General features: G+C 70.9%; 19 protein-coding genes. 4 read left to right on the forward strand and 15 right to left on the reverse strand.

Going from position 1 to position 19,729, the window contains the following annotated elements:
• Window positions 1–127 precede the first annotated feature (127 nt).
• A complete protein-coding gene (locus tag ABZ930_RS32675; protein ID WP_361555972.1) occupies window positions 128–331 on the forward strand; it encodes a hypothetical protein in 204 nt (67 codons plus the stop codon).
• A 362-nt stretch (window positions 332–693) separates the two neighbouring features.
• Here the strand turns inward: ABZ930_RS32675 and ABZ930_RS32680 are convergent, their stop codons facing one another.
• The 7 genes from ABZ930_RS32680 to ABZ930_RS32710 all read right to left on the reverse strand — a co-directional run bounded on the left by ABZ930_RS32680 (window position 694) and on the right by ABZ930_RS32710 (window position 8,671).
• Window positions 694–1,857: a winged helix DNA-binding domain-containing protein gene (locus ABZ930_RS32680; protein WP_361555975.1), complete on the reverse strand. Its 1,164-nt coding sequence runs from the start codon at window positions 1,855–1,857 to the stop codon at window positions 694–696.
• Window positions 1,858–1,888: 31 nt separating this feature from the next.
• Entirely contained in the window at window positions 1,889–2,878 is a 990-nt protein-coding gene (gene hemB / locus ABZ930_RS32685) for a porphobilinogen synthase (protein ID WP_361555978.1), read from the reverse strand.
• A 100-nt stretch (window positions 2,879–2,978) separates the two neighbouring features.
• The gene (locus tag ABZ930_RS32690; protein WP_361555981.1) at window positions 2,979–4,658 is read right to left on the reverse strand and encodes a uroporphyrinogen-III synthase; all 1,680 of its coding nucleotides are present in this window, start codon (window positions 4,656–4,658) and stop codon (window positions 2,979–2,981) included.
• Window positions 4,655–5,617: a hydroxymethylbilane synthase gene (gene hemC / locus ABZ930_RS32695; protein WP_361555984.1), complete on the reverse strand. Its 963-nt coding sequence runs from the start codon at window positions 5,615–5,617 to the stop codon at window positions 4,655–4,657. Before hemC ends, ABZ930_RS32690 begins: the two co-directional genes overlap by 4 nt.
• Complete coding sequence (locus ABZ930_RS32700; protein WP_361555987.1) at window positions 5,614–7,269, reverse strand: glutamyl-tRNA reductase; 1,656 nt, start codon at window positions 7,267–7,269, stop codon at window positions 5,614–5,616. The genes hemC and ABZ930_RS32700 overlap by 4 nt, the downstream gene beginning before the upstream one ends.
• Complete coding sequence (locus tag ABZ930_RS32705) at window positions 7,266–8,072, reverse strand: redox-sensing transcriptional repressor Rex (RefSeq protein WP_361555990.1); 807 nt, start codon at window positions 8,070–8,072, stop codon at window positions 7,266–7,268. The genes ABZ930_RS32700 and ABZ930_RS32705 overlap by 4 nt, the downstream gene beginning before the upstream one ends.
• 320 nt (window positions 8,073–8,392) lie before the next feature.
• The gene (locus ABZ930_RS32710; RefSeq protein ID WP_361555993.1) at window positions 8,393–8,671 is read right to left on the reverse strand and encodes a glutaredoxin family protein; all 279 of its coding nucleotides are present in this window, start codon (window positions 8,669–8,671) and stop codon (window positions 8,393–8,395) included.
• 117 nt (window positions 8,672–8,788) lie between these two features.
• Here ABZ930_RS32710 and ABZ930_RS32715 point away from each other — a divergent pair, with 117 nt between their 5' ends.
• The 3 genes from ABZ930_RS32715 (at window position 8,789) to ABZ930_RS32725 (ending at window position 12,306) form a co-directional block, all read left to right on the forward strand.
• Window positions 8,789–9,754 (forward strand): HAD-IB family hydrolase, encoded by a 966-nt coding sequence (locus ABZ930_RS32715; protein ID WP_361555996.1) that lies wholly within the window; start codon window positions 8,789–8,791, stop codon window positions 9,752–9,754.
• Between the two features lie 315 nt (window positions 9,755–10,069).
• Window positions 10,070–10,858, forward strand: coding sequence for an ECF subfamily RNA polymerase sigma factor, BldN family (locus tag ABZ930_RS32720; RefSeq protein WP_361555999.1), 789 nt, complete (start codon window positions 10,070–10,072; stop codon window positions 10,856–10,858).
• Window positions 10,859–11,094: 236 nt separating this feature from the next.
• The gene (locus tag ABZ930_RS32725; RefSeq protein ID WP_361556002.1) at window positions 11,095–12,306 is read left to right on the forward strand and encodes a DUF5667 domain-containing protein; all 1,212 of its coding nucleotides are present in this window, start codon (window positions 11,095–11,097) and stop codon (window positions 12,304–12,306) included.
• 215 nt (window positions 12,307–12,521) lie between these two features.
• Here the strand turns inward: ABZ930_RS32725 and ABZ930_RS32730 are convergent, their stop codons facing one another.
• The 8 genes from ABZ930_RS32730 to ABZ930_RS32765 form a co-directional block, all read right to left on the reverse strand.
• Window positions 12,522–13,586, reverse strand: a complete 1,065-nt coding sequence (locus ABZ930_RS32730) for a lysophospholipid acyltransferase family protein (protein ID WP_361556005.1) — start codon at window positions 13,584–13,586, stop codon at window positions 12,522–12,524.
• Between the two features lie 14 nt (window positions 13,587–13,600).
• The gene (locus ABZ930_RS32735; RefSeq protein WP_361556008.1) at window positions 13,601–14,674 is read right to left on the reverse strand and encodes an NAD-dependent epimerase/dehydratase family protein; all 1,074 of its coding nucleotides are present in this window, start codon (window positions 14,672–14,674) and stop codon (window positions 13,601–13,603) included.
• 238 nt (window positions 14,675–14,912) lie between these two features.
• Window positions 14,913–15,011, reverse strand: coding sequence for an AURKAIP1/COX24 domain-containing protein (locus tag ABZ930_RS32740; protein ID WP_003948845.1), 99 nt, complete (start codon window positions 15,009–15,011; stop codon window positions 14,913–14,915).
• A 149-nt stretch (window positions 15,012–15,160) separates the two neighbouring features.
• Complete coding sequence (locus tag ABZ930_RS32745; protein WP_158689180.1) at window positions 15,161–15,373, reverse strand: helix-turn-helix domain-containing protein; 213 nt, start codon at window positions 15,371–15,373, stop codon at window positions 15,161–15,163.
• Between the two features lie 129 nt (window positions 15,374–15,502).
• A complete protein-coding gene (locus tag ABZ930_RS32750; RefSeq protein ID WP_361556012.1) occupies window positions 15,503–16,318 on the reverse strand; it encodes a phosphatase in 816 nt (271 codons plus the stop codon).
• A gap of 203 nt (window positions 16,319–16,521) precedes the next feature.
• Complete coding sequence (locus ABZ930_RS32755) at window positions 16,522–17,703, reverse strand: acetoin utilization protein AcuC (protein WP_361556015.1); 1,182 nt, start codon at window positions 17,701–17,703, stop codon at window positions 16,522–16,524.
• Window positions 17,654–18,871, reverse strand: a complete 1,218-nt coding sequence (locus ABZ930_RS32760; protein ID WP_361556024.1) for an MFS transporter — start codon at window positions 18,869–18,871, stop codon at window positions 17,654–17,656. The genes ABZ930_RS32755 and ABZ930_RS32760 overlap by 50 nt, the downstream gene beginning before the upstream one ends.
• Before the next feature lie 97 nt (window positions 18,872–18,968).
• The gene (locus ABZ930_RS32765; protein WP_361556018.1) at window positions 18,969–19,613 is read right to left on the reverse strand and encodes an HAD family hydrolase; all 645 of its coding nucleotides are present in this window, start codon (window positions 19,611–19,613) and stop codon (window positions 18,969–18,971) included.
• Window positions 19,614–19,729: the final 116 nt, after the last annotated feature.

Raw genomic sequence — 19,729 nt, forward strand, 5'->3', positions numbered from 1 at the left:
GAACGGCCGGGCCCTTTAGGGTGATCCGGCCCGCGAGATCCGTCCGGCCGCCCACGGGGGAGCTGCCGGGCGGATCTCGCTCTTCACCGAGCAAGCCGTTCGTACCTTCTGCAGGGGAGCCAGGAAGATGACCGACCAGATCAAGCCCACCAACGTCCACGCCACCGACGAGCCCACCGGCGACGCCACCACGGACAACGTCCACGCCACCGGCGAGCCCACCGTCGCGCCTCTGAACGTGCACGCCACCAGCGAGCCGCTGAAGGCGACCGCCAAGTCCACCGGCGACGCCACCACGGACAACGTCCACGCCACGGACGAGCCCGCCTGAGACCTTCATTTCGCACGGGGATCGGCCGCGGCGGCGCGGAGGGGGAGCCGCCGCGGCCGAGTCATGTCTTCTGCCGGGTGCACAGACACCCCGCGCTCCGAGGCCGTCGCCCAGGCGCGCCCCCGTCGTGGCTGCCCTGAAGGCATGCGCTACGCGCGCCTCCCCTGAGCAAGCGCAGCTCGCCTCAGGGGCGCGGGGAACTGCGCGAGAAGCCCCCACCGGCCCACACCCGACCGACAACCCCACAAGGGGCGCGGGGAACTGCGCGAGAAGCGGCCACCGGCCCGCACCCGAAGAACGACCCAGGGGCGCGGGGAACTGCGCGACCAGCCACGACGGCGCCGCACCCGACACCACCCCCGTCACCCCAACACCCGCACCTCCACCACCGGCAACCCCTTCTCCCACCAGTGATCAAAGCGCCGGTAAGCCCCCACATCCCGCCCCACCAGCAACGCGCAAACCCCCCGAGCCTCCCCCCGAAGCACCCCCCACTCCCCCTCGGTCAACGGCCGGAAGACAGACACCTCGACCCCACCCCCCTCAGGCGCCATCCGCCACACCCCGGCGACATACCCGTCCACCAGCACCGTGGGCAGCACATCCCCGTTCACCCGCGTCACGACCTTCCGGTACTCGGGAGGCAGCACCCGCCCCCGATCCGCGTAGGCAAGCAGCACGCTGTCCCACATCCCCAGCAACCGCGGCGGCGCAGCCACCCCCTCATCGGGCCGCACCCCGTCGGCCACGTCGTACAGCACCTCGCCACCGGGCCCCACGAGCTCCACCAGATCGGCGCCGAGCGCCTCCCGCACACGCCCCTTCTGCACCAGTCCGAACTGCGCCATGTCCGCCACGGAAGCGGGCCCGAACCCCGCCAGATAGCGCCGGACCAGCACCCGCATCCCCTCCGCCACGACCGCCGGATCCGCCAGCTCCGGCCGCCGCTCCCGCTCCGCCGAGACGAAGAGCTGCCGCCCCGCCGAGACGTACCCCCACGGCGCGTCCGCCACCGGCGCGTGCCACAGCGGCGCCCACTGCCGCAACATCCGCCACGCGGGCCGCGCCACCTCCGGCGCGATGCCCCCGCCCCGCCCGGCCAGCCACTCCCCCAACTCCCCCGCCCCGCGCGGCACACCGGCCAGCTCGAGCAGCTCCGGCAGCAGCCGCGCCGCGTCCGCCTCCGTGAGCCCCGACGCCGTGAACCGCCGGTCCCGCAGCCGCGCACCCCGTACGGTCGGCTCCACGGCCGCCCGCAGCGCCGGATAGTCGTCGACGTGCACCGCGTGCAGCGTGATCCGCATCAGCGTCGACTTCACCACCCGGAAAGCGGCGAACGCGGCGTCCAGATCCGCCGCCCGGAACCCCGCCACCCGGTTCCACAGCGCCACATACGGCGAAGCGGGCTGCTGCGCCTGGAGCGCCACAACCCGCCGTACCGCGTCCTCGACCCCGATGTCCGCCCGCTCCAGCAGCAACTGCCGTGCGAGAGTGGCCCGGTTGAGAGCGAGAGCACTGATCTTCATGCCGGGCATTGTCACCCGGCCCGCATCGGACCTACAGCTTCCGCGCCACCTCGGTCGCCCAGTACGTGAGAATCATGCTCGCGCCCGCCCGCTTGATCCCGGTCAGCGACTCCATGATCGCCTGGTCCCGGTCGATCCAGCCGCGCTGCGCCGCCGCCTCGATCATCGCGTACTCACCGCTGATCTGGTACGCGGCGACCGGCACGTCCGACGCCTCCGCGACCTTCGCGAGGATGTCGAGGTAGGGCCCGGCCGGCTTGACCATCACCATGTCGGCGCCCTCCTCCAGGTCGAGCGCCAACTCCCGCAGCGACTCCCGGGCGTTGGCCGGGTCCTGCTGGTACGTCTTGCGGTCGCCCCGGAGCGACGACGCCACGGCCTCGCGGAACGGGCCGAAGAAGGCCGAGGAGTACTTCACCGAGTACGCGAGCACGCCCACGTCCTCGCGCCCGATCTGGTCCAACGCATCGCGGATGACGCCGATCTGACCGTCCATCATGCCGCTCGGGCCGACCACGTGCGCGCCCGCGTCGGCCTGCACCTGCGCCATCTCGGCGTACCGCTCGAGGGTGGCGTCGTTGTCGACGCGCCCCTGCTCGTCGAGGACGCCGCAGTGCCCGTGGTCGGTGAACTCGTCCAGGCACAGGTCGGACATGACGATGAGGTCGTCGCCCACCTCGGCCCGCACATCGCGCAGCGCGACCTGGAGGATCCCGTCGGCGTCGGTGCCCACGGTGCCCGCCGCGTCCTTCTTCTCGTCCAGCGGCACACCGAACAGCATGATCGCGGAGACGCCCGCCTCGACGGCCTCGGCGGCCGCCTTCTTCAGGGAGTCACGGGTGTGCTGGTAGACACCCGGCATCGAGCCGATCTCCTGCGGCGCGTCGATCCCCTCGCGCACGAAAGCGGGCAGGATCAGATCGGCCGGATGCAGCCGCGTCTCGGCGACCATGCGCCGCATGACGGGGGTCGTCCGCAGCCGCCGGGGCCGGGAACCGGGAAAAGAGCCGTACCGAGTCACTGCACTGTCACCTCGTACCTACACGTACCAACACGTACTCATGAAAACGAAGCGGGGCGAGCCCCCGGCCGAAACCGGGCACCCGCCCCTCACCTCTGCCCTACGGCGCGGCCCGCCGCCTGCGCGCCCCCGGCCGCCGCTCGCTCGGCCGCGTCACCGGATCGCCCGCCTCGATGGCGGCGAGCCGGCGCCGGGCGCCGAAGTCGGCCAGCGCGGCGGCCAGCTTGGTGACGGACGGCTCGGGAGCCATCACGTCCACCCGCAGACCGTGCTCCTCGGCCGTCTTGGCGGTGGCCGGACCGATGCAGGCGATGACCGTCACGTTGTGCGGCTTGCCCGCGATGCCCACCAGGTTCCGCACGGTGGACGACGACGTGAACAGCACCGCGTCGAAGCCACCGCCCTTGATGGCCTCCCGCGTCTCGGCGGGCGGCGGCGAGGCACGCACCGTCCGGTACGCGGTGACGTCGTCGACCTCCCAGCCCAGCTCGATGAGACCGGCGACCAGCGTCTCGGTCGCGATGTCGGCGCGCGGCAGGAAGACGCGGTCGATCGGGTCGAAGACCGGGTCGTACGGCGGCCAGTCCTCCAGGAGACCGGCGGCCGACTGCTCACCGCTCGGCACCAGGTCCGGCTTCACGCCGAACGCGATCAGCGCGTTCGCCGTCTGCTCGCCCACCGCGGCGACCTTGATCCCGGCGAAGGCCCGCGCGTCGAGCCCGTACTCCTCGAACTTCTCGCGGACGGCCTTCACCGCGTTCACCGAGGTGAAGGCGATCCACTCGTAGCGGCCCGTGACCAGGCCCTTGACCGCGCGCTCCATCTGCTGCGGGGTGCGCGGCGGCTCGACGGCGATCGTCGGGACCTCGTGCGGCACCGCGCCGTAGGAGCGGAGCTGGTCGGAGAGCGACGCCGCCTGCTCCTTCGTCCGGGGCACGAGCACCCGCCAGCCGAACAGCGGCTTCGACTCGAACCAGGACAGCTGGTCGCGCTGGGCGGTGGCGCTGCGCTCACCGACCACGGCTATCACCGGCCGGTTGCCCTCCGGCGACGGCAGCACCTTGGCCTGCTTGAAGGTCTGCGCGATGGTGCCGAGCGTGGCGGACCACGTCTTCTGCCGCGTCGTCGTGCCCGCGACCGTCACCGACAGCGGGGTGTCCGGCTTGCGGCCCGCGGCGACCAGCTCACCCGCGGCCGCGGCCACGGAGTCGAGCGTCGTCGACACGACGACCGTGCAGTCGGACGCGCCGACCTCGGTCCAGCAGCGGTCGGAGGCGGTCCTGGCGTCGACGAACCGCACGTCGGTGCCCTCGGCGTCCCGCAGCGGCACACCGGCGTACGCGGGCACGCCCACGGCCGCGGCGATGCCCGGGACGACCTCGAAGCCGATGCCCTGCGCGGCGCACGCGAGCATCTCCTCGGCCGCGTACGTGTCGAGCCCGGGGTCCCCCGTGACCGCACGCACGACCCGCTTGCCGCCCCGCGCGGCCTCCATGACAAGATTGGCCCAGTCCCTCAGAGCCGGGACCGCGACGGCAGTTGACGCCTCGTCAGCGAGCCCCGTCTGCCCCTGCGCGCCCGTGGCGTCGAGGACGGTCACGCCTGCCCTGGCATGCGTGCGCACGACGTCGAGCACTTCGGGCTCGGCGATCAGCACATCCGCTCGGGTCAGGGCTTCCACGGCCCGTAGGGTCAGCAGTCCTGGATCACCGGGACCGGCACCCAGGAAGGTGACGTGCCCAGGTGTACAGGCGGTCGTTGATGCGGTGGTGGGGCTCAAAGTGCTCGCTCCCCCATCAGACCGGCCGCACCCTTGGCCAGCATCTCGGCGGCGAGTTCCCGCCCGAGAGCCAGCGCCTCGTCCTCCGACGAGGGCACGGGACCGGTGGTGGTCAGCTGCACCAGCTCGGAGCCGTCGGTGGTGCCGACGACGCCGCGCAGGCGCATTTCCTTGGCAATCTGCCCGTCGGCCAGCAGGTCGGCCAGCGCACCCACAGGTGCGCTGCAGCCGGCCTCCAGGGCGGCGAGCAGGGACCGCTCGGCGGTCACGGCGGCCCGGGTGAACGGGTCGTCGAGTTCTCCGAGCGCGGCGACGAGTTCACCGTTGGTCGCGGTGCACTCGACTGCCAGAGCCCCCTGGCCGGGGGCGGGCAGGACGATGTCGGTGGAGAGGAAGTCGCTGACCTCCGCGCTCCGACCGATGCGGTTGAGCCCGGCGGCCGCCAGCACGACGGCGTCCAGCTCACCCTTCTCTACGTAACCGATGCGGGTGTCGATGTTCCCGCGGATCGGCACGGTCTCGATCCGCATGCCGTGGCTGCGGGCGTACGCGTTCAGCTGCGCCATCCGGCGCGGCGAACCGGTACCCACCCGCGCACCGGCCGGCAGCTCGGTGAACGTCAGGCCGTCGCGGGCTATGAGCACGTCGCGCGGGTCCTCGCGCAGCGGCAGCGCCGCCAGCACGAGCCCCTCGGGCTGCGCGGTCGGCAGATCCTTGAGCGAGTGCACGGCGAAGTCGACCTCGCCGCGCTCCAGCGCGTCGCGCAGCGCCGTCACGAAGACGCCGGTGCCGCCGATCTGCGCGAGGTGCTCACGGGACGTGTCGCCGTACGTCGTGATCTCGACCAGCTCGACCTCGCGGCCGGTCAACTGCCGTACGGCTTCGGCTACATGCCCCGACTGGGACATGGCGAGCTTGCTGCGCCGGGTGCCCAGCCGCAGTGCTCTCTCGGCGGTCATGCCGGGCCTCGATTCTTGCCTGCCGTGCCGGTAGCGGATTCACGGTCTTGGGGGATTGCCCGGGAGACGGAGTCGACCGTCTCCTGGTCCAGGTCGAAAAGGGTGCGCAGCGCGTCCGCGTACCCGGCGCCACCGGGCTCGGCCGCGAGCTGCTTGACCCGCACGGTCGGTGCGTGGAGGAGTTTGTCCACCACGCGCCGCACGGTCTGGATGATCTCCGCGCGCTCCTTGCCGTCGAGCCCGGGCAGCCGTCCGTCGAGCCGCGCGATCTCACCGGCGACCACGTCCGCGGCCATCGTGCGCAGCGCGACGACGGTCGGCGTGATGGTCGCCGCCCGCTGCGCCGCGCCGAACGCGGTGACCTCCTCGGCCACCAGCGACCGCACCTGGTCCACGTCGGCCGCCATCGGGGCGTCGGCGGAGGCGTCGGCGAGCGACTCGATGTCGACGAGGCGGACCCCGTCGATCCGGTGCGCGGCCGCGTCGATGTCCCGCGGCATCGCGAGGTCGAGCAGGGCCAGCGCGACATCGCGCACGGGCTCGGGAGCCCGCTCGCGGCGCATCTCCGGTACGCGGCCGACGGCGGCCAGCGCCGCGATGGCGTCCGCCTCCGAGGCCTCGGGGGCCTGCGCCCGGCGGCCCGGAGCGTTGTCCACCCAGGCGCCGTGCTGCTCCAGCTCGGCGGCGTCGAACCCGGCGACGGCGGCCTCGCCCTCGACGGAGAACCCGCCGCGCACCACCTCGACCGGACAGGCGTCGGTGGCGGTCCTGCCGCTGCCGGACGTCGTGGGGGCGGGCACGTCGGCGCCCGCGGTGGGGGTGCGCCCGGCGACGGCCGCGCGCACCGCGTCGGCGGTCAGCACCAGGCCGGTGGCGCCGGTGCAGGAGATGGCGACGTCGGCACGTGTCAGTTCGTCCGCCACGGCGTCCATCGCGACGGCCCGGGCGGCCGCACCGCCTTCGCGCAAGATCTCGACCAGCCGCTCGGCCCGCTCGGCGGTGCGGTTGGCGACGACGACCTCGGCGACCCCGGCCCGCGCGAGCGTGGCGGCGGCCAGCGACGACATCGATCCGGCGCCGATGACCAGGGCGCGCTTCCCGGCCGCCCAGGCCTCCACCGGCTGTGCCAGGGCGAGCTGTTCGAGGCCGAAGGTGACGAGCGACTGACCGGCGCGGTCGATGCCGGTCTCGGAGTGGGCCCGCTTGCCGACGCGCAGCGCCTGCTGGAAGAGATCGTTGAGGAGCTTGCCCGCGGAGTGCAGCTCCTGGGCGCGCGCCAGGGTGTCCTTGATCTGGCCGAGGATCTGGCCCTCGCCCACGACCATCGAGTCGAGCCCGCACGCCACCGAGAACAGGTGGTGCACCGCCCGGTCCTCGTAGTGCACGTACAGGTAGGGGGTGAGCTCCTCGAGCCCCACACCGCTGTGCTGCGCGAGCAGCGTCGACAGCTCGGCGACACCTGCGTGGAACTTGTCCACGTCCGCGTACAGCTCGATGCGGTTGCAGGTGGCGAGCACCGCGGCCTCGGCGGCCGGCTCGGCGGCGAGGGTGTCCTGGACCAGCTTGGCCTGGGTGTCCACGTGCAGCGCGGCCCGCTCCAGGACGCTGACCGGGGCGCTGCGGTGGCTCAGCCCGACGACGAGGAGGCTCATGCCGGCATCACGGCGGGCACGTCCCCGTCGGGTCCCTTGCGGTTCTTCTCCGCGCTCTGCGCGGCGGGCTTGGTGACCTTGGCGGCCGGGCCCTCGACCCCGACACCGCCCTCGGCGGGGCTCTCCCCGTCGAGCGCGCCCTCGCCGGCCTTGCGCTGCTCGTGGAAGGCGAGGATCTGGAGCTCGATGGAGAGGTCGACCTTGCGCACGTCGACCCCGTCCGGGACGGACAGCACGGTGGGCGCGAAGTTCAGGATGGAGGTGACGCCGGCGGCGACGAGCCGGTCGCAGACCTGCTGCGCGGCACCGGCCGGGGTCGCGATGACCCCGATGGAGACGCCGTTGTCGTCGATGATCTTCTCGAGCTCGTCGGTGTGCCGCACGGCCATCCCGGCGACCGGCTTGCCGGCCATCGCGGGGTCGGCGTCTATCAGCGCGGCGACCCGGAAGCCACGGGAGGCGAACCCGCCGTAATTGGCCAGCGCCGCACCGAGGTTACCGATACCGACGATCACAACCGGCCAGTCCTGGGTGAGGCCCAGCTCGCGCGAGATCTGGTAGACGAGATACTCGACGTCGTAGCCGACGCCACGGGTCCCGTACGAACCGAGGTACGAGAAATCCTTGCGCAGCTTCGCGGAGTTGACCCCCGCCGCGGCCGCGAGCTCCTCGGAGGAGACCGTGGGTACCGAGCGCTCCGACAGTGCGGTCAGCGCGCGGAGGTACAGCGGAAGCCTGGCGACGGTGGCCTCGGGAATTCCTCGGCTGCGGGTCGCCGGTCGGTGAGTTCGGCCAGTTGCCACGGTGCTCCTGCGGGTAGAGCGGGGCTGAAGGCGGCCGTTCGTTTCCAGACCGCCCCGTCGAATGCAGGCTATGTCTTTGTGAACGCGTGCACAAAGATGGTGTCCGATTTGCCCGGCCAACGTGACCGGGGTCACGCGCCCCCCGCGCGCTCTGGTGGAACCGGCGCGCAGGCAGCTTCGTTGCTCACCTGTGGGGGGCAAAACCGCACACACTCCTTAAGATCCACGCCCCCGAGACCAAAACCGCCCTCGATCCTAAGCGACATTCGGGCTTGTTTGGACTCGTCGGTCAGTGACGTGTGCGACGGCTGTGCACCCCCTCATCCCGTGAGCGCCCGCCGCAGCCGCTCCTCCTGCACGCGCCAGAAGTCGTGCTGCGCCCCGTCCACCAGGACGACCGGAATCTGCTCCCAGTACAAGCGGTGCAGTTCCGCGTCCTCGGTGATGTCCTTCCGCTCCCAGGACGCACCGACCTCGGCACACACCTTCTCGATCACCTCCTGTGCGTCGTCGCACAGATGACACCCGGGCTTCCCGATCAGCGTGACCACCCGGTCGGCTGGATTCTTCTTCTCGCTCCGGCGAAAGAGGGGACTCATACCGGCCATTCTGGCCCCACCTCCGAGCCCCTCACGACGCCTGGATTTCACAGAGCGACAGCTTCCCGAAATCCGCTCGACTCCGGAACCACCGAACAAACTGGCTATGCTCACGGCATGGCCGCTCTCGGATGGCTCACACCCCGTAGGCGCTCCGCCACCGCGCGGAGCGTGCTGGCAGGCGAGGCTTCGGCGGAGGCCGCGCGCAAGTCCTCCCTCGAACTGGAGGACGCCGACGACCTGAGGGATCAGGCACCGCCGGGCGAAGACGGACAGGGCCAGGACCCCGCACCCGACTTCCCCGTCGTCGGCGACGACAAGGCCGCGGCCTTCTTCGACCTGGACAACACCGTGATGCAGGGCGCCGCGATCTTCCACTTCGGTCGCGGCCTGTACAAGCGGAAGTTCTTCCAGCGCCGCGAGCTGACCCGGTTCGCCTGGCAGCAGGCGTGGTTCCGGATCGCCGGGATCGAGGATCCCGAGCACATGCAGGACGCGCAGAACAGCGCCCTGTCCATCGTCAAGGGCCACCGGGTCTCCGAGCTGATGTCCATCGGCGAGGAGATCTACGACGAGTACATGGCCGAGCGCATCTGGCCCGGCACCCGCGCCCTCGCCCAGGCCCACCTGGACGCCGGACAGAAGGTGTGGCTGGTCACGGCCGCCCCGGTGGAGATCGCCACGGTGATCGCCCGCCGCCTGGGCCTGACCGGCGCCCTCGGCACGGTCGCCGAGTCGATCGGCGGGGTCTACACGGGCCGGCTCGTCGGTGAGCCGCTGCACGGCCCCGCCAAGGCCGAGGCAGTCCGCGCGCTGGCCGCCGCCGAGGGCCTGGAGCTGGGCCGCTGCGCCGCCTACAGCGACTCCCACAACGACATCCCGATGCTCTCCCTCGTCGGGCACCCGTACGCGATCAACCCGGACGCCAAGCTCCGCACCTACGCCAAGGAGCGGGACTGGCGGCTGCGCGACTACCGCACCGGCCGCAAGGCGGCCAAGGTCGGCATCCCGGCGGCGGCCGGCGTGGGCGCCGTCGCGGGCGGCACGGCGGCCGTCATCGCCCTGCAGCGCCGCCGCCGCTGACCCTCCCCCGGAGCGCATTCCGAACGTCTTACCCGGCGCCGGGCGCGGCCAGTCGCGCGAGTACCACTCGGCCACAACGCGTCACGAGCACTGCCGGAACATGACCTAATCCGATCAACAAGTGGTCACTCTCTGGTGCTCGAACCATCGTCGATCAGCTACAGAAGTGACGTAATCGATGATTTGAGCAACTGGGTGTAGCGCTCCCTGCACGAAGCGTTATTCTCCTCAGACGCATTCCGGCACCCACTCGCCAGTACGACGAGTGAACAGTCCGGCACTGCACGTGATGGAAGCTCTGCCTCTGGGAGTCCCGTGTTTCAACACGTCGGGGTTGACGCCTCGGGCCTGGCTACGCTGCGCGCAACGGTCGTCGACCGTCTGCGCGGCTTCGTCCCCACCGCGTACGCCGTCCCCGCCCTCGCCGTCCCTGCGCCCGCACGCCCCTGCTTCGCCATGGCCGACAGCGGCGCGGCCACGGCGGGCAGACGCGCGCGCTCCGGCGCCGCCGGCACGTCCGGCACTTCCACCGCCCGCCGTCCCGCAGCGGACAGCGACAGCGCGCGCATGATGGACCTGGTCGAGCGCGCCCAGGGCGGGGAGGCCGACGCGTTCGGCCGCCTCTACGACCAGTACAGCGACACCGTGTACCGGTACATCTATTACCGCGTGGGCGGGAAGGCCACGGCCGAGGACCTCACCAGTGAGACCTTCCTGCGCGCCCTGCGCCGGATCGGCACCTTCACCTGGCAGGGCCGCGACTTCGGCGCCTGGCTCGTCACGATCGCCCGCAATCTCGTGGCCGACCACTTCAAGTCCAGCCGCTTCCGCCTCGAGGTCACCACCGGCGAGATGCTCGACGCCAATGAGGTGGAGCGCTCCCCCGAGGACTCGGTCCTGGAGTCCCTCTCGAACGCGGCACTCCTCGATGCCGTGCGCCGGCTGAACCCGCAGCAGCAGGAGTGCGTGACCCTGCGCTTCCTCCAGGGGCTGTCCGTCGCCGAGACCGCCCGCGTCATGGGGAAGAACGAGGGTGCGATCAAGACCCTCCAGTACCGGGCCGTCCGCACCCTCGCCCGGCTGCTCCCGGACGACGCACGCTGACCGACCGTCACGGTGGGCATCCTCCAACTCACCTTCTGTGAGGGAGAGATGCGATCGCGGTCGGATCATCCGTCGGTCCGTAACCCAAGTGCCGCGCCGATCGTTGTGCGGGATGCAGGCTCCCTGTGGTCACATCCGGACCGGTTTCACTCACTCGATCGTGTGCAAACTCTTCCGGTGTGCAACCCCAGGATCACCTGGGGAGTCGACCGTCATGACGAGAGGAGGTGCCGCCAGTGATCGCACATGTCTCGGCACACCGGCGGGCGAACGCCTTCGCCCAGGCCCTGGAGGACGAGTCCGCCCAGGACGCGATGGCGCAGCAGCCGGAAGAACCGGCCGCCCCGTCCGAGCAGTCCGAGCAGGGCAGACTTCTGACCCTGACCGAAGGCCTCGGCGAACTGCCGAAACCGGAGCTCGATCCCGAGGTCAAGGTGGTGCAGCGAGCCCAGCTCGTTGCCGCCATGGAGGCCATGTTCGCGGAGGGCGCGCCAGGCCCGGCCGTACCGGAACAGCGTTCGGCGAAGGCCAAGGGCGCACACCGCGCCAGTCCGTTGCGGAAGCTGCGGCCCCGCTCCCGCCTGACCAAGGGCATCGCCGCGGGCGGACTCACCGTCGGCGTGGCCGCGGGCGCGTTCGGCGGCGTGGCGGCCGCGAGTTCGAGCGCACTGCCCGGTGATCATCTCTACGGCCTCAAGCGGGGCATGGAGGATCTCAAGCTGGGCATGGCCGACGGTGATTCCGACCGCGGCCAGATCTATCTGGACCAGGCGTCGACGCGGCTGAACGAGGCCCGCCGGCTGATGGACCGCGGCCGCACCGGACACCTCGACCACGAGTCCGTCGGCGAGGTCCGCCGTGCCCTGTCGGGCATGCAGTACGACGCGTCGGAGGGCCACAAGCTGCTCAGCGCGGCCTACAAGCGGGACGGCTCCCTCGGACCGATCCAGGCCCTCTCCGCCTTCGCCGAGTCGCACCGCAAGAGCTGGTCCGCCCTGAGCGACAAGCTGCCGGTCCAGCTCGGCGACGTCCGCGACCAGGTCAGCTCGATCTTCGCCGCCATAGACGAAGAGGTCGGTCCGCTGCGCTCACTGTTGCCCCAGGCTCCCGGTCAGGGCAGCAAGGGCGGCGCGGACCAGGGCGGCGGCACCGCCACGGACACCCCCGGCACCGAGCACTCGGCCCCGTCCGGCACCACCGGCCACGACCGGCACTCGTCCTCGGCCAAGCCCAAGCCGTCCAGCTCCAGCAGCGGCAAGGACGACGGACTGCTCGGCGAGACCACGGGCGGCCTGCTCGACCCCCCGAAGGACGAGTCGACACCGACCCCGTCCGACGGCAAGTCCGGCGACGGCACCACGGGCCCGGCCAAGCCGGACGTGACCCTGCCCCCGCTCCTGCCGGGCCTGCTGCCGGGCCTCGGCATCGACAGCGAGGACGCCGGCTGACAGCAAGCCATCAGGGCCCGGGGCACACCACCCCGGGCCCTGACGCATGCACACTCAAAAACCCGCCCACAAACCCATCAGAAGAACACCGACCGCCGCTGCACCAGCAACTTGCCCCTCCGTCTGCCGCCCTCGCACCGCTCCGCGGGCTTCGGACAGCTGCGTCGGACTCCGTCCGCCGGCCACCCGCACCCGGCACCCGGCACCCGGCACCGTCAGAAGAACACCGACCGCCGCTGCACAAGCAACTTGTACAGCGTGTGCTGGATCTGCTCGCGTACCTGGTCGGTCAGGTTGAACATCAGCATCGGGTCCTCGGCCGCCTCCGGCGGATACCCGTCCGTCGGGATCGGCTCCCCGAACTGGATCGTCCACTTCGTCGGCAACGGCACCGCACCCAACGGCCCCAGCCACGGAAACGTCGGCGTGATCGGGAAGTACGGGAACCCCAGCACCCGGGCCAAGGTCTTGGCGTTGCCGACCATCGGATAGATCTCCTCCGCGCCGACGATCGAGCACGGCACGATCGGCGTCCCGGCGCGCAACGCGGTCGAGACGAAGCCGCCGCGGCCGAACCGCTGGAGCTTGTACCGCTCGCTGAACGGCTTGCCGATGCCCTTGAAGCCCTCCGGCATGACGCCGACCAGCTCCCCGCCCTCCAGCAGACGCTGCGCGTCCTCCGCGCAGGCCAGGGTGTGACCGGCCTTGCGGGCCAGCTCGTTGACGACCGGCAGCATGAAGACCAGGTCGGCCGCGAGCAGCCGCAGATGGCGTCCCTCGGGATGGTTGTCGTGCACGGCGACCTGCATCATCAGGCCGTCCAGCGGCAGCGTCCCCGAATGGTTGGAGACGATCAGCGCCCCGCCCTCGGACGGGATGTTCTCGATGCCCTTCACCTCGACCCGGAAGTACTTCTCCGCGATCGGCCGCAGCAGCGACATCAGGACCTGGTCGGTGAGTTCCTTGTCGTAGCCGAACTCGTCGACGTCGTAATCACCGGTGATGCGGCGCCGCAGAAAGGCGAGCCCGCCCGCGATCTTCCGGTCCCAGCCGCCCCGCTGCTCCCGGGCCGCCTCCGGCTCCGGGGCCGGGCTTGCACCTGGTCCGGGCTCGGTGTCGGGCGACGACTGCTGCTCCTGCACGGGCACGGCCGCCATCTCGCGTACGGCCACGGGCTCGCCCCTGCGCCGGCCGCCGGGCCCCCTGCGGCGTGCGGCAGCCTTGCCGGTCGCCCCCCGCGACCTGTCGTCGTCGAACGGAATGACCTTGGCATCCGCCATCGTTGATGCGCTCCTCAGTTGGCGCTCTGCGTCGGGGGCCGGCTCGGAGTACGCGCACCGCCCAGGAAGGGCAGCGCCGCCACCCTGTCCACGGCTGACGCCAGGGCCTGGGGTGGCAGCAGTCCCGGTCCCCGGCCGCGTACGAAGTCCGCGAAGGTCTCCGCGGTCGAGTACATGGGCCGGAACCCCAGGGTGTCGCGCATCTGGGCCGTCGACACCACCCGCCCGTGCGTGAGCAACCGGATCTGCTCGGGCGAGAAGTCCGTGGCACCCAGCGTACGCAGCGCGCCGCCCACCCACGTGACCGCCGGCAGCAGGACGGGCACGGTCGGCCGGCCGAGACGGCGCGAACACTGCGAGAGCAGCAGCACCCCGTCCCCGGCGATGTTGAAGGTCCCGCTGTTCAGGGTGGCGCGCCGCGGCTCGTGCGAGGCGATGCGCAGCACCTCGATGACATCGTCCTCGTGCACGAACTGCAGCCGCGGGTCGTAGCCGAACACGGTCGGCAGGACGGGCAGCGCGAAGTACTGGGCGAGCGGTGAATCGGCGGTCGGGCCGAGGATGTTGGCGAACCGGAGCACGCACACGGCGACATCGGGACGGCGCCGGGCGAACCCGCGCACATATCCCTCGACCTCGACGGTGTCCTTGGCGAACCCGCCGCTCGGCAGCGACTTGGGTGGCGTCGTCTCGGTGAAGACGGCCGGGTCGCGCGGCGCGGACCCGTACACGTTCGTACTGGACTTCACCACGAGCCGCTTCACACTGGGCGCCTTCTGGCAGGCGCCGAGCAGCTGCATCGTGCCGATGACGTTGGTCTCCTTGACCGAGCCGCGGCCGCCGCTGGCCAGCGGGGTCCCGGTGACGTCCATGTGCACGACGGTGTCCACGGAGTGCTCGGCGAGCACCCGCCCGATCGCCGGCTGCCGGATGTCGGCCTGGAGGAACTCCGCTCCGCCCAGATGGTGCGCGGGCGCCACGGCGTCCACCGCGATGACCCGGTCCACTTCGGGGTCCCGCTGGATGCGCCGCACGAACCGGCCCCCCAGCTGCCGGGCCGCCCCGGTCACGAGCACGACCTTGCCCAAGATCAGCGCCTACCTTCCGTCGCAGCCCCGCCGCGCTCCGCAATCACTGCTCGCGCCTCACGTTAGCGGTTCGATGTTGCGCTGTGATGACCGGACGATGCATGAAGTGACGACAGCCACAGCCGCACGTACATCGCCGGGGCGGCCGACGCACCCCGATCACCGTCGGCCAACGCACTGTGGCCCTCCCACCGAACGGTGAAAGGGCCACAGATGACGCGCTTGACGCAGCGGTCGCTTACTTCTTGTTGCGACGCTGCACGCGGGTGCGCTTCAGCAGCTTGCGGTGCTTCTTCTTCGCCATCCGCTTACGGCGCTTCTTGATAACAGAGCCCACGACTACCCTCGCTCACTTCTCGGACAAGCCCCGCAACGCGGGGACCATCACTCGGTGCGGGGCTGCATTGGGGCCCACACGACCTACGGGGGGCCAGCCTACCCCGCCCGAGTGCCGAGCCAGAAATCGAGGGCTTCGCCGGCTGCGGATCAGCCCGCATCCACCCCCACATAGGACTCGCGGAGGTACTCGTGAACCGCTTGCTCCGGGACGCGGAAACTCCGCCCGACCCGGATCGCGGGCAGATGACCGCTGTGCACCAGCCGGTACACGGTCATCTTGGACACTCGCATGACCGAGGCGACTTCCGCCACGGTCAGGAACTGCACCTCGTTCAGAGGCCTACTCTCACCAGCAGCCATGTCACACCTGAACCTTCCGCACTCGACGGCCACCGGCTTCCCCTTCCGGTGACTCAACGTCGTTGCGTGCTCACTCCCCAATGTAGGGGCGTGTGGTGCGAGTGGGGAAGAGGAGCAGCGATCGGCCGCCTACTGTGACAGACACGCTCGATTGAGTACATAGCGAGTAAGCGGTCGGTAGTAATCAGACCGCACAGCGTCATCAAGCGGAACGACGACGGACACCTGCCCCTCGGCCTCACCGACGAACAGGGCCGGATCATCCGTATCGGCCAGGCCGATGGCGTCGAACCCCAACTGACCTGCACCGCAGACCCATCCGTGGTCTCCCACGACAAGCCCGGGAAGCGGTTCACCGGCGTCCGCGAGAACGGTCAGAGCGGTACGAACCGGGAGGGGGGAGTGCGTGTGCGCGCCGGTCTCACTTCCGGGCGGCCACGCGTCCGGTTCCCGCACCAGCGCGACACCTCGTACGTAGTCAAGGTTGTACGTGCGTAGACCGAACCGGGTCGTTATGTCGACACTGAGACCCTGCGCGGGGGTGAGGACGGGACAGCCCGCCGCCGACAGGGCGCCCGCCAACGAGGCGTAGAAGCCGAGCAGCCGGTGCGGATGTCCCGTCCCGATGAGCACGGGAGTCCGGGCGTCGGCGGCCCTTCCGAGGCGGTCGCCGAAGGCGTCCAGAGCCGCCAGCGTACGTTCCGGATCGATGACGTCGTACCCCGAGGTGTGCCCCGGATCCGGCGAGACCCCGCACTTGTCGGCCATGAGGGCGAGCAGATCCCGCTGCCCCCAGGCCCATTCGGGATCGAGCCCGAGCAGGACACGCGGGTCCCGCGCCTCGAAGAGCCGGTAACTGCGCAGACTCTCCTCACGGGAGGTCGCCACGGGCCCGGCAAGCCGAGCCGCCAACAGATGCGCACGCAGGGCGCCGGTGCTCAACACCTTTGCGATGCTGGCCCATTGACCGCCCAAGCACCCCCCGAACCCCCAAAACACCCCACGGTCGGAGTAACCCAGCCTTGGGCAATCCGCCGCGCCCCCCGCCGCCCCGCCGCCTTGGGCAATCTGCCGCCAGGGGCGGCAGGGTGGGCAAGGCGGCACCCCAGCGCCGGGCAGGCGCCCGTCCGGCCCCCGCCACAGCCCCGCTAGGCCAACAGCCCCCGCAGCGGGAACGCAGCCTTCCGCGTAGCCAAGATCGCCTGATCCAGCCGATCGGCGGGGTCGTACCCCTCTTCCCACCCCCGGAACACCACGGGCCACCGCCCATCGGTCATCCGCGCGGGCGCCAACTGCCGCGTACGAGCGAAGACTTCCTGCCGCCACGACTCGGGAATCACGGTCTCGGCGTCGATGTCCCGCCCGGCCGCGACGGCCACGAGATGCGTCCAGGACCGCGGCACGACATCGACGACGGCGTACCCGCCACCCCCGAGGGCGACCCACTTCCCGTCGGCGTACGTGTGCGCCAGCTCATGACAGGCGACCTGCACCGCCCGCTGCGCGTCGAGCGACACCGCGAGATGCGCGAGCGGATCCTCGAAGTGCGTGTCGGCCCCGTGCTGGCTGACCAGTACCTGCGGCCGGAACTCCGCGAGCAGTTCCGGCACCACGGCGTGGAACGCCCGCAGCCAGCCGGCGTCCCCGGTCCCGGCGGGCAGCGCGACATTCACCGCGGAGCCTTCGGCGGCCCCGTCGGCCCCGGTCTCCTCGGGCCACCCGGTCTGCGGGAACAGCGTCCGGGGATGCTCGTGCAGCGAGACGGTCAGGACGCGCGGGTCCTCCCAGAAAGCGGCCTGGACCCCGTCCCCGTGGTGCACGTCCACATCGACGTACGCGACGCGCTCGACGCCCAGCTCCAGGAGCCGCGCGATGGCCAGCGCCGCGTCGTTGTACACACAGAACCCGGCCGCGGCACCCGGCATGGCGTGGTGCAGCCCGCCGGTGAAGTTCACCCCGTGCAGGGCCTCCCCGCGCCACACGGCCTCCGCGGCACCCACCGACTGCCCGGCGATCAGCGCGGACACCTCGTGCATCCCGGCGAACGCCGGGTCGTCGGTCGTCCCGAGTCCGTACGCGGGATCGGCGCCGGCCGGATCCAGGGAGGCTGCCTTGACCGCTTCCACGTAGTCCTCGCGGTGCACGAGCTGAAGCGTGGACTCACCGGCCCGGGCCGCGGCCACGACCTCGACGTCCTTCGCCCGGTCGAGCCCGAAGGCCCCCACCAGGCTCCGGGTCAGCTCAAGCCGGACGGGGTCCATCGGATGTCCGGGCCCGAAGTCATACCCCGCTACCGCTGGGTCCCACATCAACTGCACGCGGCCGCTCATGCCCGCCACCGTATCGGTCGCCGCCCTTCCCGAACGAAGGGGCGTACACCAGCGTCACCAGCACCAACGCCATCGGCACGAGCATCGCCCCGCGATAGCTCCACGCATCACCCAAAGCACCCACGAGCGGCGAACCCACCAGAAAACCAACGTAGTTGAAGATATTGAGCCGCGCGACAGCGGCGTCGGAGGCCCCGGGGAACAGCCGCCCGGCCGCCGCGAAGGTCTGCGGCACGATCACACACAGTCCGAGCCCGAGCAGCGTGAACCCGAGCATCCCGACCCACGCCCCGGGCGCCACGGCCACCACACCGAACCCGGCGGCCGCGATCACGGTCCCCGCCCGGACCACCGTCACGGGCCCGAAGCGCCGCACGCCCACATCACCCACGGCACGCCCCACGAGGGTCATCACCATGTAGACGTTGTACGGGACCGTGGACAGCTGCTCCGAGCTCCCCAGCACGTCCTGCAGGTACTTCGCGCTCCAGTTGGAGACGGTCGAGTCCCCGATGTACGCGAACGCCATGACCAGGCACAGCGGCAGCAGCATCTTGAAGACGATCCCGCCGCCCTGCCCCTGCTCGGCCTGGTCCTCCACGGCGCCGACGCGGGCGTCCACGTACCACCGACTGGCGACGAGGCAGAGCGGCAGCAGCACCGCGGCGACCGGCAGGTAGGACACGAACAGCGTCAGGTCCCAGTGCGCCCCGGCCCACGCGAGCGACGCCCCGACGATGCCGCCCAGGCTGTACGCGGCGTGGAACCCGAGCATGATGCTGCGCCCGTACGCGCGTTGCAGGCTGACGCCGAGCATGTTCATCGAGGCGTCGAGCGCGCCCACGGCCAGGCCGAACGCGCCGAGGGCCACGGCGACCTCCACCATGGTGTCCCCGGCCCCGACGCCGAGCAGGGCAAGCAGCACCACGGGCTGCGCCCACCGCAGCACCCGGCTGGGCCGGACCCGCTTCACGAGTTGCTCGGTGCCGACGCTGCTGACACCGGCGAGGATCGGCACGGCGGCGAGAAAGACGGGAAGCAGCCCGTCGGAAATCCCGTACTGGTCCTGAATGGCGGGAATCCGGGTCACCAGCAGCGCGAACGCCGCCCCCTGGGCGAAGAAGCTGAATCCGAGCGCTCTTCGGCCCCATCGCATCGCGCCTGTTATGCCTGCGTTCCCATCGGTCATGGCGGCTCAGCGTATGCGCCCGGCCTACCGCTGGGTAGATAGATCAAGCACCCAATTCCCTTGGAGCGCCGGGAGTTCAGGCCAGGAGCCCGGTCAACTCACGCATATCGCCGAACAGCGCGTCGGCGTCCTTCAGCTTCTCGGCCGGCGTCATGGCGGTGAACCCGTACACGTCCATCCCGGCGGCGACGGCCGCCTGCACTCCGAGCGGGCTGTCCTCGATCACCAGGCACTTCTCCGGGGCGACCCCCATGTGCTCGGCCGCGTAGAGAAACAGATCCGGCGCCGGCTTCCCCCGCCCGACATCCTCGGAACTGAAAACCCGCCCTTCCCCGAACCATCGGTCGAGCCCGGTGGTCCGGTGCCCGACCCGAATCCGCTCATGACTCCCCGACGACGCCACGCAGTACGGCACTCCGTCGGCGCTCAGCTTCTCCAGCACGTCCACGACCCCGGGCACCGGCTGGAGTTCCCGCTCGAAGGCGGCGAACACCCGCCCGTGAAAGACATCGTCGAAATCCGCGGGCAGCCGTTCCCCGCTCCGCTCATGGACGAGATCGTGTACGCGGTGCAGGGCCGCGCCCATGTAGTCGCGCAGGGAGTCCTCGTACGAGGTCGGGTGCCCGAGCTCGGTGAGATAGCCGGCCAGCAGCGTATTGGAAAGGGGCTCACTGTCGACGAGGACACCGTCGTTGTCGAAGACGACCAGTTCGTAGCGCATACGACGACCCTACGACGGCATAACGCAGAAAACCCCCGTGCCGATGGCACGGGGGTTTTCTCAAAATTTGTTCGGCGGCGTCCTACTCTCCCACAGGGTCCCCCCTGCAGTACCAT

The sequence above is a fragment of the Streptomyces sp. NPDC046716 genome (genome assembly GCF_040645755.1).
In the GTDB taxonomy this organism is placed as follows: domain Bacteria; phylum Actinomycetota; class Actinomycetes; order Streptomycetales; family Streptomycetaceae; genus Streptomyces.

Excerpts from the sequence above, each read along its gene's own strand:
- ABZ930_RS32675 (WP_361555972.1), top strand. The coding sequence starts at position 128 with ATGACCGACCAGATCAAGCCCACCAACGTCCACGCCACCGACGAGCCC.
- ABZ930_RS32680 (WP_361555975.1), bottom strand. The coding sequence starts at position 1,857 with ATGAAGATCAGTGCTCTCGCTCTCAACCGGGCCACTCTCGCACGGCAG.
- hemC (WP_361555984.1), bottom strand. The coding sequence starts at position 5,617 with ATGACCGCCGAGAGAGCACTGCGGCTGGGCACCCGGCGCAGCAAGCTC.
- ABZ930_RS32700 (WP_361555987.1), bottom strand. The coding sequence starts at position 7,269 with ATGAGCCTCCTCGTCGTCGGGCTGAGCCACCGCAGCGCCCCGGTCAGC.
- ABZ930_RS32710 (WP_361555993.1), bottom strand. The coding sequence starts at position 8,671 with ATGAGTCCCCTCTTTCGCCGGAGCGAGAAGAAGAATCCAGCCGACCGG.
- ABZ930_RS32715 (WP_361555996.1), top strand. The coding sequence starts at position 8,789 with ATGGCCGCTCTCGGATGGCTCACACCCCGTAGGCGCTCCGCCACCGCG.
- ABZ930_RS32730 (WP_361556005.1), bottom strand. The coding sequence starts at position 13,586 with ATGGCGGATGCCAAGGTCATTCCGTTCGACGACGACAGGTCGCGGGGG.
- ABZ930_RS32745 (WP_158689180.1), bottom strand. The coding sequence starts at position 15,373 with ATGGCTGCTGGTGAGAGTAGGCCTCTGAACGAGGTGCAGTTCCTGACC.
- ABZ930_RS32755 (WP_361556015.1), bottom strand. The coding sequence starts at position 17,703 with ATGAGCGGCCGCGTGCAGTTGATGTGGGACCCAGCGGTAGCGGGGTAT.
- ABZ930_RS32765 (WP_361556018.1), bottom strand. The coding sequence starts at position 19,613 with ATGCGCTACGAACTGGTCGTCTTCGACAACGACGGTGTCCTCGTCGAC.